Genomic DNA, 16,183 nt, shown 5'->3' with positions numbered 1-16,183 from the left:
CCTTTGCCCCGCTGCCCACCCTAAAGGATAAATGACTCTTCTCCGTTCGCCCCGCTCCCCGCCCATATTTCTAAATTTAATATTATATTTTTGTAAAATATGATCATCGTGTGATAATATTATGATATAATTTTAACATAGTATATCAGTAATTAGGCGAAATACAAAACTAACATAATCAAAGAATTTTCGAGTTATTCGGAAATAATTCATTATAATTGACCGTAATCGGATTTTTTGCATGATTTTAAATTTTTTAATTTTTCTTTAAAACATATTTATATAAAACATCGATGGAGAGTGATTTTAATGACAAAAGTTATGAGGCAGGATAGAATTTTAGAAATTTTAGAAAGAGAAAAATCTGTTAATATAGAAGATTTGGCTCGAGAGTTGGGTGTATCTATGGTAACTTTGAGAAGAGATATATCAGAGCTTTATAAAAAAGGGCTAATTGAGAAATTCTACGGAGGTATAAGAAAAAAGAGAAATAATTTATCTGAAGCTCAATTTTTCGAGAGAATGAAACTTAATCAGGATAAAAAAGAAAAGATTGCTGAGTTAGCCTTAACGTTTATAAATCGAGATTCAACTTTGTTTTTAGATGCAAGTAGTACTTGCTATATTTTAGCTCAGAAGATAGCTCAAAAAAAAGAATTTTTGAACATTGTGACTAATAATCTGTACACTGCATTGGCACTCTGTGAAAATCCTACTCACAACGTTGTAGTTGCAGGTGGAACATTAGATAACAAAAATGGGGTAACTGTTGGTGTTATTCCTGAGAATATGATGAAAGAAATCCGTGTAGAAAAAGCCTTTTTTTCTTGTAGTGCCTTTTCTTTTGAAGAAGGCACATTTGAAAATCTTCCACAAAGTGCAAGTATAAAAAAGATAGTGGCAGAAAATAGTAATGAAATATATATGCTTGTTGACAGCTCTAAGTTTGGTAAAAAATCAATAATGAAAACATTTGAAATAGAAGAAATAGATAAATTTATCACTGACACTTATAACGAGGATTTATACAAAATATTTGCAGATAAGTTTGTTTATTAAATAAAGGGGGGCATTAGCCCCCTAAAATAAACTATTATTTGCCGTAGTGCTTTTCCATTTCTTCGTTCCCTGGTAAAGCAAGAATTTCATCAATAACTTTTACTACCTGGTCGTAAGATTTTGTACGTGGGTCTCTGATGAAAAATTCTTCGAGTACTTTTTTATCTCCAGTTAGGAATGCTTCTAATGCCCATTCCATTCTCATAATTCTTGGGTATAGGTACATCTTTGTTATCCTTTCTGGAAGTGGTGGATCTATTTTGTAACGATGTATTCCATCTTTGTCTGCATACACAGGAATCTCCACGGCTACATCGTCTGGAATTCCAGGTATAGTACCGTTATTTGGCAAGTTGAGAACAAGGTCTACTTTTTCATCGTTTAATAAGGCATTTGCTAACAATATATGTTGTTCACCGCTTTTCTTTTGAGGATCTAACAAGTTGTATATTTCTTTTGTGAATTCTTCTTTTACATCGTTTTTGGTTTGAGAGATAATCTCGGCGAATGATTCTTTTGAAAGTAATTTGGCATTTTTATTCTCTTGAAAATATTTGGCAACTTTTTGCATTGCTAATGCAATCTCTGCTTGTCTGTCTTGATACCATTTCCATCCTAACTCTGAATCAACGCCTCCCAATGGCTCGCCAAACCATTTTTTCTTTGTTTCAAGATTGTAATGGTATTTCCAACTTCCGTTCCTGACTGTGTCTCCAATGGGCATTTTTCCATAGAATTCATACATATCTTTTGCAACGGGAGAGAGTTGATCATCGAATGGATTGGTGGGTTTGAAGCTTTTAACCTCTTTTTCTAATAATTCATTAATGAGTGGGTAGGCATCTTTTCCTTCGTACATGAATTTTGTCAGCCAAATTCCATGGTTTACACCTGCTACTTGCCATTCAACTTTTCCTGCATCTAATCCTAATTTTTCTATTATTTGGTCTACTCCATGATGGCCATGGCATATTCCAACCATGTTTATTGGAACCGTTCTTGTTATTAAATTTGTTAATTCAAAGACAGGGTTTGCTGCCTGCAAAAGCCATGCCTTAGGAGATATCCTTTCAATAGCTTTTGCTACATCGTGCATGAACTTTAATTGGTTGAAATTGCTTATTGTGTAATAATCTGAAACCATGTTGAATTCTTGTGAGTCTATTCCTCTATAATATCCGTATTTTTCTGAAATTTTTCTTACCTGTTCAAAGTAACTGTGCCCTCCAACAAGGGCAGTATTTACAACAAAACTTGAGTCTTTTATTGCGTCTTCAACGTTTGTTGTAGTTTCAAATCTCAAATCTGCTCCAAATTCTTCTGCAAATTTCTTAGCAAGCATGTGTACTGCGTTCAATCTGTCTTTATCTATATCCATTAAGGATACTAAACTTCCTGATAAACCTTTTGTTTTACAAAGATCGCTAACCAATCTTAAAGAAAATGCTGCGCTTCCTGCTCCAATAATTCCTAACTTGATAGCTGCCATTTACCTTTTTCCTCCTTTGTAAGTTCTTTGATTATGTGGATTTCCTTATCACCAATCTAGGTGGTAGAAAAATTTGATCCAAATTATTATCGTTGTGCAAATTGGTTTTTTCAATTTTTTTGACTAATATATCTACGCTTTTTCTACCGATTTCTCGGGTGGGTTGTGCTACACTGGTTAATGGCGGATTTGTTAAATTACAAATTATGGTGTTATCAAAACCTACTACCGCTACATCATCCGGCACTTTCATTTTATTTTTTATCAAAATATTGATCACTTTTGTTGCTATAATATCGTTTATAGTGTAGACTGCTGTTATATTTTTATCTATAATTTTTGTTAATAACTTTTTTTCACTGCTTTTTGTGAAATCAGATATCTCCTCAGGAGCCACTAGATAATTGTCTTCGTTGAAATTCAAATTGTTAGCTATGATTTCTTCATAAAATCCTTTTAATTTTTTATCTTTTAAATATCCAATATATCCGATGTTTATGTGCCCTTTATTTATTAGATATTTAGCAACGATTTTTCCCGCCAAATAGTGATCAACCGTTACATAATCAAAACCGTCTAAATCTTGGGCACATATAACAGTAGGTATGATTGATTTGATTTTAGTTATATGTTCACCATGCGATAAATCAGTCGGATTTATAATCAAACCGTCGACTCTTCTACTTAAAAGCATTTCTATTTGCTCTTTTTCTCTTTGAAGACTACCATAAGTGATTGACAGTACAATGTTGTAATTATAGTAATTTGCTTCTTCTTCTAAGGATTCTAGTATTTCTGGGAAATAAGGGTTCGTTAATTCAGGTAGTACTATTCCAATAAGAAAACTTTTATTTTTGACAAGGCTTCGAGCCATTCTATTTGGTTGATAATTGTATTTTCTAATGTATTCTAAAACTTTTCTTTTGATTTCAGGGTTGACGTTAGGATTATTATTTATCACCCTTGAAACAGTTGATTGAGAAACTCCAGCCATTTTGGCAATTTCTTTCATTGTTTTCATAAGAATTTTCCCCATTTCCTTTAAAATTATGAATTCGATTTATCTAAGAATTTACAGAATTACTTTAAATGCTTTTTGAATACGTATTCTTATTTTATCAGAATTATACTATTTTATCAAGTCCGATTAGAGGTAACTAGAGACGATTAAAGAGGTTTAGAATTGATTATAAAGGAAAGCTTTGTTTTTCAGCTAATTCAATAAATCTGAATTGGTTAAAGAGGTTTTGAGGGAGGGATGAAATTAAGTATTGAACATCCATATTTTACTAAACTCTGCTGGGTTATATGTCAAGTAGCTATCCGTTGGTCCATTGAAAACTGAAAAAAAGATTTAATAAATTCTCTCTCTTTAGGCATTACTTCCTCCAAATCTATTTAAAGCTTCGTTATACACCTCTACTTCCTTTTCTACAATACTCTTCCACGAAAACCCCAAAGCCCTTTTTCTTAAATAACTTTCATCAATAGGATCTTCCAATAATTTTACAACCGATTGAGCAAACCTTTTTTCAAACTCTTCTCCTTCTTCTACAACTATTCCTCCATCTCCAATTGCCTCAGGTATACCTCCGTTACTGCTACCAACAACAGCTACCTCGCATCCCTGTGCTTCCAACACGACACACGGCCATCCTTCATTCCTACTTGGAAGTATCATTACATCCATTGCATTCATATAATAAGATACGTCTTCATGAGAAACATTTCCAACAAATTTAACCTGCAAATTTCTTTTCTTACACTCATTCTCAATACCTTCTTTTAACTCACCATCTCCAACAACTAAAAACTCAGTATCGTAGATTGAAGATATATAAGAAAAAATTTCGGGCAATTTATCTGCCCTTTTTACTTTCTTCAATCCACCTACAAACCCAACAACCTTTTTAGATAATCCCAATTCTTTTTTTATTTTTTCTTTATCCAAGGGTTTAAAGATATCTGGTTCGATTCCGTTTGAAATAACAATAGAATTCTCACCAGCATACCCAAATGATTTAGCTTTATTCAATAAGGCATTACTCACGAAAATAACTTTGGCGGCATTTTCTAAAACATCAACGTACAATTCTTTTGCTAAAGGCATTATAAAATTTATGTCACTGCCATGACCGGTAACTACGTACGGAATATTTAACTTTTCAGACAATATTTTAGCAACTAATCCTGCGGGTAAAGAATGCATTCCATGAGCGTGAATAACGTCGAATCTTTCATCTTTAACTTTAGAAAATAAACTACTTGCAATTTTTTCTGATTTTTTAATTTGAATATTTTTCTTTAATATGATTAAATTAAAAAGATCTATCAAATTTCTATTGAATTTTTCATATTTATATTTGATACCATTTATATCAAAAAATGAATCAGTGACTTTATAATTACCCTCCGAAAGAATCTTTTTCAAAAATTTTACTCCGAGCGACTCTACAGGAACTAAACCGTAAATATCAAAAAGCACATTAAAATTTCTAAGAATTTCTATCCTTTTGGTTATAAAAATGCCACTTGTTAGATTTTGAGGAAAAGGAAATAAATTCGTTATGAATAGTATTTTCACAAGATTTCACCTTCAGAAATGAATTTTTGGCACAGATTATCAATTCTCCTTGGGGAACTGTATTTAATGAATACTTTTATAGAAAAGTATAACATCACAAAAATTTGATACCTACTAGACTTACTATCCTATTATCTTTATTATCTTTACTATTTTTTCCCCTGTTTTTCCATCTCCGTATATATTTTCTACATTTGAAGATATTTCGTTGCTTATTATATGATCCATCTTATTTTTGATTTCATCAGGTTCACTCAGTATATTCCAATCTGCTTGTGTTAACTCTCTCCAGCCTGTGTCTGGCATAACAACTATCGCTCTTTTCCCTGCAAAATATGCTTCTTTTTGCAACCCTCCACTGTCTGTTATTACAAAAAGGCTCTTTTGTACCAATCCCATCATACTTAAGTAATCGAGAGGTTCTATCAGTAGAATATCTTTTGTGTATTTGTTAAGATTGAATTCATCTATTTTCTTTTTGGTTCTTGGATGTATGGGAAAGACAACCTTTATTTCTTTTGATATTTTTTCTAACTCGTTCAATATACTCTCTAGTTTTATTTTATTGTCTGTATTAAAATCTCTATGAATCGTAGTCACTATATATTTGTTTTCTTCCAAATTCAATTCGTCGATAATATCTTCTTTGAAATATGGTCTCATCTTTAAAAAGAGATCGTACATTATATCTCCTGTGAAGGATACTCCCTCAGTGATACCTTCCTTTTTTAAGTTGTTTACAGCTAGTTCAGAAGGGCAAAATAGGTATTTTGATATTCTATCTGTTAATACTCTATTTATTTCTTCAGGCATGTCCTTTGGTTCTTGTCTTATCCCTGCTTCTACGTGGGCAACAGGGATCTTTAATTTAGCTCCTACTATTGCTCCAGCTAATGTTGTATTTGTGTCTCCGTATACTAATATAATACCAGGATGTTCTTTTAATACAACCTTTTCAAATTCTATCATTGTTTTAGCCGTCATCTGGGCATGAGTTGCTGAACCTACTCCTAAATTGTAATCAGCTTTTCTTATATTTAAAACTTTAAAGAATACATCTGACATATTGAAGTCGTAATGTTGCCCAGAATGAACTAAGATTTCTTTTATACCTTTTTTCTCAAATTCTTTATTTAGAATCGCTTCTTTTATTATCTGAGGACGAGCTCCTATTAAACTGATTAGTTTCATGTATTAATGTTCCTTTCTCTTGCTAATTCTTTGATTTTTTCTATTACAGGTTTCATCTTTGCATCCCAACTTAAATTTTCTTCAGCATATTTTCTCATCTCTAAAGAATAATCAGGATGTTTTTTCGATAAGTCTTCATACCAATTAATTACTTTATCAATGTCAACAGGACTATCATCTTGTGGAATTCTAAAAACATACTGAAAAGATTCTGGAAAATCCCAATCATCATAAGCAATTACAAAAGGAATTCCCCTGGCACAATACTCTCTAGCCTTTAAAGGGGAACCTCCCCTAAGGCCACTTCTATGAAATCCAAGACTACCCAAAGCAATATCTGATTCATCTACAATTTTATCTAATTCTTCACCAACTTTTGTCCCATGAAAAATAACATATTTCTCTAATTTAAGTTCTTTTACTAAATTCTTTAAATTCTCTAATACCGATCCTTCACCTACGCAGTGATAGTAGACCGCTTTTTTTGGATTTTTTTTGTAATATTCATACAGGCCCTTAATTATTCTATCGTATCCATGCCAAAAACGAAGATTTGCTATAGATAGCAAATGAATGGAGGCCTTTTTGTTCTGATTCTGATTTTTTATTTTGATGTCTTCTAATCGAATACCGTTACTTATTAGAACAAATTTTTTATCTACCTTCAACGTATTGTCTGATGAAATAGCAACAATTATATCTGCGAAATCTTCGACTTTTTTTTCTCTGTTTTTCCACAATAGGTTATATTCAATTTTATTTGTCGCCTTTTTAATTTCATTTTCAAATGGATACGTTGGAATTTCAATGATTTTTATTAATTTTTTTCTTTTCGACAATTTAATTAATTTGTTTGTAAGCTGTAAATTTCTAGAGTATAATGTATTTATTTCATATGAATTAATTATTTTATATAAAAAAGCTAAAAACGACCTATATCGGATAAAACCTTTAATTTTTCTAATTTTACTCTGTTCATTATAAGCTGCCAAAGTAGGATATGAAAAAGTTTTGATTTCTTTCTTTACGCCAAAATCTTCAATGCTATAAAGCACCGCTTCTGATTGCCTTGAAATATATAAGTAAACATTATCAAAAACCTTTTTAAAGGTTAAGCATTGACTGATCATTTTTGTTAAAATACCTTTTTCTTCAGATTCTTCTCTTATGAATCCTGCATATAATAGGTTCATTTTTGCTCCTTTCCTCAATGATTCGTTAATATTAACACTCGTTTCTTATTTTAGTTAACGGCTTTTGCTGTTTTTATTATCCACCGATTTATTATATCATAAGAAACAACTGCTTTCCACATAAAGCTGATATGAGATACAGAATTAAAAGATGGATTTATTTGTTATAATTATGAATATGTGATTTATTAAGATAAATAGATTTTCTCACTGGGGAGGTTTTTATATGATCAATACGTTGTTTAAATCGTTTTTGTTTTTACTTTCATATCTACCTCTTTTTGTTATCTTTGCCATTAATAATTTTGGGAACGTTTTGTTCTTATTTTTTAGTGTTTTTTCGATTTTTGTTTTTGTTGGTTCATTGATCCTTTTTATTTCTGCCAAGAAGAATGCCGAGGTAAAATTCATTCCATTTGAGAGAGTAGAATCGCAGAACGTGAGATTGTTGGATTATATTTTTGTTTATATCTTGCCTTTTATAAGTTTTGGTGGCATAAAAGAATTAATTTCTTTTGCTCTAATCGTTTTTATTGTAGGTAATATTTATGTAAAGACGGATTTAATAGCTATAAACCCTGTTCTTTCTTTATTTGGTTATAGTATTTACAAGATTTATTTTATGGATGGAAGTGAAAAAAGTATGCGACCGGTTTGGTTGATTTCAAAGTCAATAACCGAAGGAATGAAATTTAAAGAGTTTTCCAAGGATATTTATGTGGGGATGGCTGGCAAGAAATGAATAAAGTTAATTGGGATGAGATTTTAGAGAATATCTTTTTAAAAGAGAATTTAGAATCTCTTAGGGAGCTAATAGATACTTCAGGGGATTTCATAATGGATGTTTTTATCCAAAGTGAGAATAACGAGATATTTTGGTTAAAAAATGAGGATCCCTTGTTTTTCAAGAGCATTTTTCTGGCCTCTACTGACGAGTTTTTAAATGATTTACGCTTCAAAGAATCAAACAAGGTAGATAAGTACGAAACAGTCATTCATGATAAGAGTTTTTTGTATCTAAAAGATGTTAAAGAGAATGTAAGGGATATTGGAAATATTGTTGAGATTATTCGTGAAGGTAAATATATAAAAAATTATTCTAATAAAGACTTGGAAGCGATTAAGAAGTTCAAATTGATAGTAAAGTTGTGTAGTGAAGAGTTTAATGATTTTTTGTTGGGTATTCAATATTTAACAGCTTCCAAAATCTTTAAAGATAAAAGGATTTTAGCCCTTACTGCACGTAAAATTCAACCTTTTAAAGAACAGTTTTTTATAGTTCCAAAAAATACTTTTGATTACATTGTTGTTGGTGATACAGTCTTAATTAGAAATCTGACTTATTTTGAAAGAGATTTTGGGTTTTACAAGAAATATGAAGAGGCTAAAGATGAAGTTATCGAGGAAATAAAGAGAAAGGGGAATCTTTTTGGCAAGGATGTTAAATTAAAAGGTATCGACGATTTTAGTAGGAAAATCAAAAATAAACCATTGTATTTGAAGAGGTTTTATAAGGTTATCAAAAAAGGTAATTATAAGAAATTTGAATTTTCTAAAGTTAAGGGAGTGATAAAAGATTTTAATCTAAAAGTTAAGTTTGATGAGGATAATAAATGTATCAATTTGAGCGAAGAGACTTCTATTAAAGATTTTTTGCAACTTTACGACGAACTGTATTATAGGTCCGATTTGTCAGGGAATAGAATGGTGGCAAGTGAAAATAGTCCTTATCAAGAGTAATATCTTTCTTTCAAAAATTCAACGATTCTTTGAGATGCCTTTCCATCTCCAAAAGGATTGCTTACTTTGCTCATTTGTGCATATTTTTCTGTTTCTAGTTCTTTCATGGCCTGATAAACTTTTTCTTCTTGCGTTCCTATTAATTTTGCTGTTCCTGCTTCTATTGCCTCTGGTCTTTCCGTTGTTTCTCTTAACACCAATGTTGGTTTGCCTAATGTGGGTGCTTCTTCTTGTATTCCTCCTGAATCTGTCATTATGTAATAGCTTTCATCCATTAACGCTATGAATTCTAAGTATTCAACAGGGTCTATTAGTATAGCTTTTTCCTCGTTCCCAAGTATTTTATACACAGTTTCTCTCACTATCGGATTTAAGTGGACTGGAAATACTATATGCATTTCTTCGTTTTCGTGTAGATACCTTTTTATCGCTTTCATTACGTTTTCTATCGGTTTTTCCCAGTTCTCCCTTCTGTGCATGGTTATTAAGATAAACTTTTTGTTTTTTATGTTGTATTTTTCTTTTATCTTTTCCATATCTTTGTTTTTGTTTTCTTTTACCCATAGTAATGCATCAATAACCGTGTTGCCTGTTACTATTATTCTTTTCTCTTCTACACCTTCTTTTAGGAGGTTATCTTTTGCCTTTTGGGTAGAAGCAAAGTGGTGCTTTGCAATTGTGCCTGTTAGTCTTCTGTTCATCTCTTCTGGGAAGGGGTTGTATATATCGCTCGTTCTTAAGCCTGCTTCTACGTGCCCAACAGGTATTTTGTTGTAAAAAGCAGCAAGGCTTGCTACAAAAGTGGAGGTTGTATCGCCTTGTACTAATATGTAATCGAATGGTTCAATTTTTAGTATTTTATCTATCTCTGTAACTAGTTTTGAAGTTAGTTGTGGTAGGGTTTGATTTTTGGTCATTATATTTAAGTCATAGTCTGGTTTTATTTCGAAGAGATTCAACACTTGATCGAGCATTTCTCTGTGTTGAGCGGTTGCTATTACTTTTACCTCCATATTTTCTTCTTTCATCTTTATGTATAACGGTGCCATTTTTATTGCTTCTGGTCGTGTTCCAAATATCATCGCTGTTTTCATTTGGAGAGCTCCTTTTTTAGAAGTAGTGTCTTTAAAGGCTCTGAAACTTTAAATATAGCGCTTCCCCCGCTGCCCACCCAGTTGTTAATCATATAATGTAATTATATCATATGTGTTTTTTATGTGTGAATCTAGAAGAGAAGATACTTTAAAGCTTCTTTGTTAAAAAATATAAAAAATTCTTTTAGCGTTAATTTTTTGATTGTATAATATATATGTATAAAAAAGGTGAGAATATTTACCTTTCCAGGAGGATATATATGGATAATAAATGGATTAGGATAAAAGGTGCTAGAGAGCATAATTTAAAAAATATAGATGTTGAGATACCTAAGAATACGCTTTCAGTTATTACTGGATTATCTGGTTCAGGGAAATCAACTTTAGCACTTGATACTATATATGCGGAAGGTCAAAGAAGGTATTTGGAATCTGTTTCTTCATATGCAAGACAGTTTTTAGGCAATTTGAAAAAACCCGATGTAGAATTAATAGAAGGGCTTTCTCCTTCAATTGCTATTGAGCAAAAATCTGTAAGTCATAATCCGAGGTCTACGGTAGGTACCATCACAGAGATTTATGATTATATTCGGGTATTGTTTGCAAGGGTTGGCAAGGCTTACTGCCCAAAGTGTAACATACCATTGCAAAGTTCTACAGTGGATGAAATTGTGGATAATATTTTTAGGAATTTTAAAGAGAATGCAAGATTGTATATCTTTGCTCCAATTGCTAAGGAAAAGAAAGGTGAGTTCAAAAAAGAACTACATAACATGAAGATCTCTGGTTTCAAAAGGGTAGAAATTGACGGAGTTATATACGATTTAGATGAGATAGACTCACTTGAAAAGAGTTATAGGCATAATATAAACCTACTTGTTGATAGAGTTAAGTTGAGAAAAGATAATTTTGAAAGAATCTTCGAAGCCGTTGAATTGTCACTTAAAGAAGGTGATGGCTTTGTAGAAATTAGGGAAATGGATAGTGATGAGAACGTCATTTCTTCTCAAACTTTTTCTGAGAATTTAGCTTGCCCTAAATGTGGATATAGTTTTCCAGAAATTAACCCGAAATTGTTTTCATTCAATAGTCCTTATGGTGCATGTTCTGAATGTCATGGATTAGGTTTTAAATTAGAGATTGAACCAGAATATATATTTGATATAAATAAGTCATTAGAGGATGGGGCTGCTTTGAATATGGGGAAGGATACTTTCATGGTGAGCATGATGAAAGATGTTGTTAGAAGTTTGGGAGAGGAGCCATCAAAACCTTTAAAAAACATGCCTTCGAAAGTTTTAAATACCTTGTTGTATGGGACTGACAAAGAAATAAATTTTTCCTTTTCAAAAAGGAATGGGGACAATTATGAATTTACTAGAGAGTTTGAAGGAATGGTGAATTGGTACGAAAGAAGGTACAAGCAAACGGATTCGCGGGATATAAGGGAATGGATTGAAAGGAATTTCATGATTCAAAAGACGTGTCAAGCCTGTAACGGTAAAAGATTGAGGGAAGAGACATTAAGCGTTAAGATCGATGGATACAATATATATGATCTGACAGAAATGCCAATTAGTGAAGTAAAGCTTTTCTTTGATGCCTTGAAACTTACTGATTTTGAAATGGAAATTGCCCACGAACTTCTTAGAGAAATAAATAGAAGGTTAACTTTTTTGATCGATGTCGGACTTGATTATTTGACACTTGGAAGGAATGCAACAACGCTTTCTGGAGGAGAGTCTCAGAGGGTTAGATTGGCCACACAGATAGGATCAGGATTGACAGGGGTGACATATGTCTTGGATGAGCCGACTATAGGGCTTCACCAAAGAGACAACGATAGGTTGATAAATACATTGAAAAAATTGAGAGACCTTGATAATACGGTAATAGTTGTCGAACATGATGAGAACGTAATTAGATCCTCTGATTATATAATAGATCTCGGACTTGGCGCTGGTGTCAACGGCGGAAGAGTGATCTTTCAAGGTCCTACTAGTAAATTGTTAGAGAATTCTAATGGCTCCCTTACAGGGAAATATTTAAGAGGAGAAACAAGAATCAAAATACTTGACAAAAGGCGAGTTGAAAAGAACGGTAGTTTAAAGATAATCGGTGCCAGGCACAACAATTTGAAAAATGTGACGGTTGAGATTCCATTGGGTAAGTTTGTTGTTATAACCGGAGTTTCTGGTTCTGGTAAATCTTCATTGATTATGGATACATTGTATCCAGCTTTACAAAAGGAGCTGTATAATTCTAGGGTGAGACCTGGAGAATATGAAAAGATCGAAGGTTTAAACTACATAGATAGTGTGATCTCTATAGATCAAAGTCCTATTGGTAGAACTCCAAGGAGCAACCCCGCTACATATACTGGAGTATTCGATTATATTCGTGAACTGTTCGCAGCAACACCTGAGGCTAAGATTCGAGGATACGATAAGGGAAGATTTTCCTTCAACGTTAAAGGTGGAAGATGTGAAGCCTGTAAAGGTCACGGTGTTTTGAAGATCGAGATGCAATTCCTGCCTGATGTGTATGTAACCTGTGATGTATGTAAAGGTAAGAGGTACAACAAAGAGACATTGAAGGTGACTTACAGAGGTAAAAATATTTCTGATGTTTTAGATATGACCGTAGATGAAGCTTTGGACTTTTTCAAGAATTTGCCATTAATAAAAAATGTTTTAGAGCTATTGCAAGATGTGGGCTTAGGATACATAAGATTGGGGCAACCTGCAACTACCCTTTCTGGTGGAGAAGCTCAAAGGATTAAATTAACCTCCGAGTTGAGAAAGAAATCCACGGGTAATACCGTTTATATACTCGATGAACCTACTACGGGTCTTCATTTCGAAGATATAAAGAAATTAATAAAAGTTCTCAATATTCTCGTTGAAAAGGGTAATACTGTTATAGTGATAGAACATGAGATGGACATTATAAAAAATGCAGATTACATTATAGACTTAGGTCCAGAAGGTGGAGAAAATGGGGGCTATATTGTAGCTGCAGGCACCCCAGAAGAAATAGCTGAGAGTGGTACTTACACCGGGTACTATTTGCAACAGGTTTTCTCAAAAGAAAGAATTTCAAAGTAGAAATAATTGTGTTGTTTTGTACGTTGACTATTCTTTCTTAAGCCAAGTTATCGTTTGTTCTGCCACTTTTTCTTTTTCGATATCGTTTACAACCACGTGCCCACTTTCTTCCAATATCAGAAATTCGGTTTTTCCTTTAATATTGTTTTCAATAATTTCTTTTACGGAAAAAGGAACTGCTTCATCTTTTTTTGATAGTATTACATAAGTTTTAGATGTAACTTCTGAAAGATTCTTAAGAGCCATTTTTTGCAGTTTATAAAGATCTGCTGCCTTTGAGGGCCAGTCATAATTCCAGTATTGGCTAGCAAGATAAGCAAGCTTTTCGTCATTGAATGTCTGAGGATTTTTTCTTTTTATTTTCTTAACAAAAGCGCCAAAGAATGGAGTTAATTTTATTCTCCAATCTTTTGCTTCTAGTGCAGGAGCAGCTAAAACAATTTTTTCTGGATGAAATTTAGCTGCTAAAAGAGTTGCTATTACACCACCCATAGAGAGGCCTAAAATGTAGACTTTTTGGTGGTAGGTTTTTAAATTAATATAAGAATCTACTGATTTTCTGAGCCAATCTCTCCAATTAGAGTTTAAAAAATCGTTCGAATTCGTGCCATGCCCAGGAAGTCTAGGTATGTAAATAGAATAACCGGATTTATGAATCTGTCTTCCTATGTAGTACATATCATGAGGAGAACCCGTGTAACCGTGTAGAATCAAAACGGCAACATCTGAATCATTTTTTAAATAGAGTTCTTTTGATATAGGTGAAACAGATGTGCTTGGTGGTATATTATCAAAGAAGTTCAAGGTATAAACCCCCTTCATAGTCTGGTTATTATTAGCTATTTTCGAACTGAAGTCTGTAAAGATCGTAATAAATTCCGTGGTTGTTGATAAGTTCTTCATGTCTTCCTTCTTCAACAACTAGCCCTTTATGCACTACTATTATCCTGTTGGAGCTTTTCACAGTCGAAAGTCTGTGTGCAATGGAAATTATGGTTGAACGTTCAGATATTTTATTCAAAGCTTGTTGTATTAAAAATTCAGTTTCTACATCCACGTTTGCTGTTGCTTCGTCTAAAATTATGATCTTTGAATTAAAAAGTACCGCCCTCGTTAAGGCTACCAATTGTCTTTCACCAGATGATAAAGTTCCACCTCTTTCTGTAATGACTGTATAGTAATTTTGGGGCAACCGCGAGATAATTTCATGGGCATATACGGATTTGGCAACCTTTTTTACTTCTTCATCAGGAATGTTTTGATTAAATAATCTCATGTTGTCTAAAATAGTTCCAGAGAACAAGAATACGTCCTGAGGTACAACCGCAATTTTTTTGCGTAATTCGTTTAGATTGTATTCATATAATTCTTTATCGTCTAACAGTATTTTACCACTTTGGTATTTGTAAAGACCACTTATCAATTTAATTATTGTAGTTTTTCCTGAGCCTGTTTCTCCAACTATGGCTATTCTTTCATTAGGATTTATTTTGAAACTTACGCCTTTTAAGACTTCTGTATTTCCATCGTAGGAGAATTTAACGTTTTGAAATTCGACTTTACCTTCTTGAATAGTATCATACTTTTTCCTCCCAAAATCTTCCTGTTCTTGATCAAATATCTTAAAAATTTTTCCAGCTGATGCAAATGCGTTTTGCATTATGTCATACTTTTCTGCTAGGTCAAACAAAGGTCTAAAAAACATATCTATGTAAGAAGTGAAGGCATAGATAGTTCCAAAAGTTGTTTGTCCATCCGTTAATTGCAAGGAACCAAACCAAAGCAAAATACTAATCGTAAAATACTGCAAAAGACTCATCAGGGGTCTAAAGATTGCAAATACATATATTTGTTGCAGATTAGCACGATATACCTTGGTACTCATGTAATCAAATTCCTTTTTCTTTCTTTCTTCTTGATTGAATAATCTTGTAACATTACTTCCAGCTAAATTTTCGGCTAAGTAGGAATTTAAGGCAGATATTCTGGTTCTGACTTTGTCGTAGGCTTTTCTATCAAAATGTCGGAATAACACAACTGAAACGACAATAACTGGGAACATAGACATTGTATACAAGCTTAGTTTAAAGTCTAGGACCATCATTAAAATGATCACCCCAATTATTATGGCTATATCTTTTAGGAAACTTGTTACAACGTCACTGAAGAAATCTGATAAATTTTGGGTATCATTAACTACACGGGTTGTCACTTTGCCTGGAGGATTTTTTTCAAAATATGTATATTTGAGTTTTAATATGTGACTGAATAAGTCTTTTCTAAGATGGAAAATAACCTTTTGGCCAACTACGTTGGCAAAAAAAACTTGACCATAATTTAAAAGAAATTGTCCTACAAGTACTGATATAAAAATAAGGCTAAAAATCTGTATTTTTCGAATAGCTGTGTCAAAGTATTGGGAATATTGTTCCCCTGAGACTTGTATTCTTTCGCCTGTTTGATTGTTAACCATATAATAGTTGTTGTCTCTTTTTTCTAGATTATATGCTCCATTCTCCTGTTCAACAAATTGCGTTCGACTCTCAGGGACCATATCGAACGAATAATTTACATTTATTACATTATCAATCCCATACCGTATGAAAACTGGCAACGCTAACTCTATTATCGTTGCTATAGCCAAAGTTAAAAAGGTCAAAAAAAGGAGTAACTTGTATTTTTTTATATACACCCACAGCCTCAGGAATGTTTTGAGATCGCCTTCG

Annotated in this window: 12 protein-coding genes and 1 pseudogene; 4 read left to right on the top strand and 9 right to left on the bottom strand. The window is 32.7% G+C overall.

Annotation, left to right across the window (positions count from 1 at the left end; all coding sequences use genetic code 11):
* Positions 1-309: 309 nt before the first annotated feature.
* On the top strand, positions 310-1,059 hold the full coding sequence (locus tag AA80_RS00570; RefSeq protein WP_103927198.1) for a DeoR/GlpR family DNA-binding transcription regulator: 750 nt from the start codon (positions 310-312) through the stop codon (positions 1,057-1,059).
* Positions 1,060-1,093: 34 nt separating this feature from the next.
* Here AA80_RS00570 and aglA read toward each other — a convergent pair whose 3' ends face one another.
* The 5 genes from aglA to AA80_RS00545 all read right to left on the bottom strand — a co-directional run bounded on the left by aglA (position 1,094) and on the right by AA80_RS00545 (position 7,516).
* On the bottom strand, positions 1,094-2,548 hold the full coding sequence (gene aglA, locus AA80_RS00565) for an alpha-glucosidase AglA (protein WP_103875932.1): 1,455 nt from the start codon (positions 2,546-2,548) through the stop codon (positions 1,094-1,096).
* A 31-nt stretch (positions 2,549-2,579) separates the two neighbouring features.
* A complete protein-coding gene (locus AA80_RS00560; RefSeq protein ID WP_158248340.1) occupies positions 2,580-3,569 on the bottom strand; it encodes a LacI family DNA-binding transcriptional regulator in 990 nt (329 codons plus the stop codon).
* 351 nt (positions 3,570-3,920) lie between these two features.
* On the bottom strand, positions 3,921-5,132 hold the full coding sequence (locus tag AA80_RS00555; RefSeq protein ID WP_103875930.1) for a glycosyltransferase: 1,212 nt from the start codon (positions 5,130-5,132) through the stop codon (positions 3,921-3,923).
* A 123-nt stretch (positions 5,133-5,255) separates the two neighbouring features.
* Complete coding sequence (wecB, locus tag AA80_RS00550; RefSeq protein WP_103875929.1) at positions 5,256-6,323, bottom strand: non-hydrolyzing UDP-N-acetylglucosamine 2-epimerase; 1,068 nt, start codon at positions 6,321-6,323, stop codon at positions 5,256-5,258.
* Positions 6,320-7,516, bottom strand: a complete 1,197-nt coding sequence (locus AA80_RS00545) for a glycosyltransferase (protein ID WP_103875928.1) — start codon at positions 7,514-7,516, stop codon at positions 6,320-6,322. The genes wecB (AA80_RS00550) and AA80_RS00545 overlap by 4 nt, the downstream gene beginning before the upstream one ends.
* Positions 7,517-7,742: 226 nt before the next feature.
* Here AA80_RS00545 and AA80_RS00540 point away from each other — a divergent pair, with 226 nt between their 5' ends.
* Positions 7,743-8,258 (top strand): hypothetical protein, encoded by a 516-nt coding sequence (locus AA80_RS00540; protein WP_103875927.1) that lies wholly within the window; start codon positions 7,743-7,745, stop codon positions 8,256-8,258.
* Entirely contained in the window at positions 8,255-9,256 is a 1,002-nt protein-coding gene (locus AA80_RS00535) for a Kiwa anti-phage protein KwaB-like domain-containing protein (protein WP_103875926.1), read from the top strand. Before AA80_RS00540 ends, AA80_RS00535 begins: the two co-directional genes overlap by 4 nt.
* Here AA80_RS00535 and wecB (AA80_RS00530) read toward each other — a convergent pair.
* A complete protein-coding gene (gene wecB, locus AA80_RS00530; protein ID WP_103875925.1) occupies positions 9,247-10,350 on the bottom strand; it encodes a non-hydrolyzing UDP-N-acetylglucosamine 2-epimerase in 1,104 nt (367 codons plus the stop codon). The two genes, AA80_RS00535 and wecB (AA80_RS00530), sit on opposite strands and share 10 nt — an antisense overlap.
* Before the next feature lie 260 nt (positions 10,351-10,610).
* Between wecB (AA80_RS00530) and uvrA the strand changes: the two genes are divergently transcribed.
* Positions 10,611-13,457 carry an excinuclease ABC subunit UvrA gene (uvrA, locus tag AA80_RS00525; protein ID WP_103875924.1) on the top strand — a complete coding sequence of 949 codons (2,847 nt, stop codon included), beginning with the start codon at positions 10,611-10,613 and terminating at the stop codon, positions 13,455-13,457.
* Positions 13,458-13,484: 27 nt separating this feature from the next.
* On the opposite strand, the gene AA80_RS00520 is transcribed toward uvrA, so the two are convergent.
* The 3 genes and pseudogenes from AA80_RS00520 to AA80_RS10405 all read right to left on the bottom strand — a co-directional run.
* A complete protein-coding gene (locus AA80_RS00520; RefSeq protein WP_103875923.1) occupies positions 13,485-14,261 on the bottom strand; it encodes an alpha/beta hydrolase in 777 nt (258 codons plus the stop codon).
* A gap of 31 nt (positions 14,262-14,292) precedes the next feature.
* Positions 14,293-15,117, bottom strand: coding sequence for an ABC transporter ATP-binding protein (locus AA80_RS10410; protein ID WP_370445625.1), 825 nt, complete (start codon positions 15,115-15,117; stop codon positions 14,293-14,295).
* Positions 15,118-15,204: 87 nt separating this feature from the next.
* Positions 15,205-16,062, bottom strand: a pseudogene (locus tag AA80_RS10405) (ABC transporter transmembrane domain-containing protein); the annotation flags it as partial.
* Positions 16,063-16,183: the final 121 nt, after the last annotated feature.

Origin of the sequence: Petrotoga sibirica DSM 13575, from assembly GCF_002924625.1 — a bacterium.
GTDB lineage: Bacteria > Thermotogota > Thermotogae > Petrotogales > Petrotogaceae > Petrotoga > Petrotoga sibirica.
This window is presented reverse-complemented; position numbering and strand designations above follow the sequence as displayed.

Bases quoted from the DNA above. Each gene is read 5' to 3' on its own strand.
- AA80_RS00560 (WP_158248340.1), bottom strand. From the start codon at position 3,569: ATGAAAACAATGAAAGAAATTGCCAAAATGGCTGGAGTTTCTCAATCA.
- AA80_RS00535 (WP_103875926.1), top strand. From the start codon at position 8,255: ATGAATAAAGTTAATTGGGATGAGATTTTAGAGAATATCTTTTTAAAA.
- AA80_RS10410 (WP_370445625.1), bottom strand. From the start codon at position 15,117: ATGCAAAACGCATTTGCATCAGCTGGAAAAATTTTTAAGATATTTGAT.
- wecB (WP_103875929.1), bottom strand. From the start codon at position 6,323: ATGAAACTAATCAGTTTAATAGGAGCTCGTCCTCAGATAATAAAAGAA.
- AA80_RS00545 (WP_103875928.1), bottom strand. From the start codon at position 7,516: ATGAACCTATTATATGCAGGATTCATAAGAGAAGAATCTGAAGAAAAA.
- aglA (WP_103875932.1), bottom strand. From the start codon at position 2,548: ATGGCAGCTATCAAGTTAGGAATTATTGGAGCAGGAAGCGCAGCATTT.
- AA80_RS00540 (WP_103875927.1), top strand. From the start codon at position 7,743: ATGATCAATACGTTGTTTAAATCGTTTTTGTTTTTACTTTCATATCTA.
- AA80_RS00570 (WP_103927198.1), top strand. From the start codon at position 310: ATGACAAAAGTTATGAGGCAGGATAGAATTTTAGAAATTTTAGAAAGA.
- wecB (WP_103875925.1), bottom strand. From the start codon at position 10,350: ATGAAAACAGCGATGATATTTGGAACACGACCAGAAGCAATAAAAATG.
- uvrA (WP_103875924.1), top strand. From the start codon at position 10,611: ATGGATAATAAATGGATTAGGATAAAAGGTGCTAGAGAGCATAATTTA.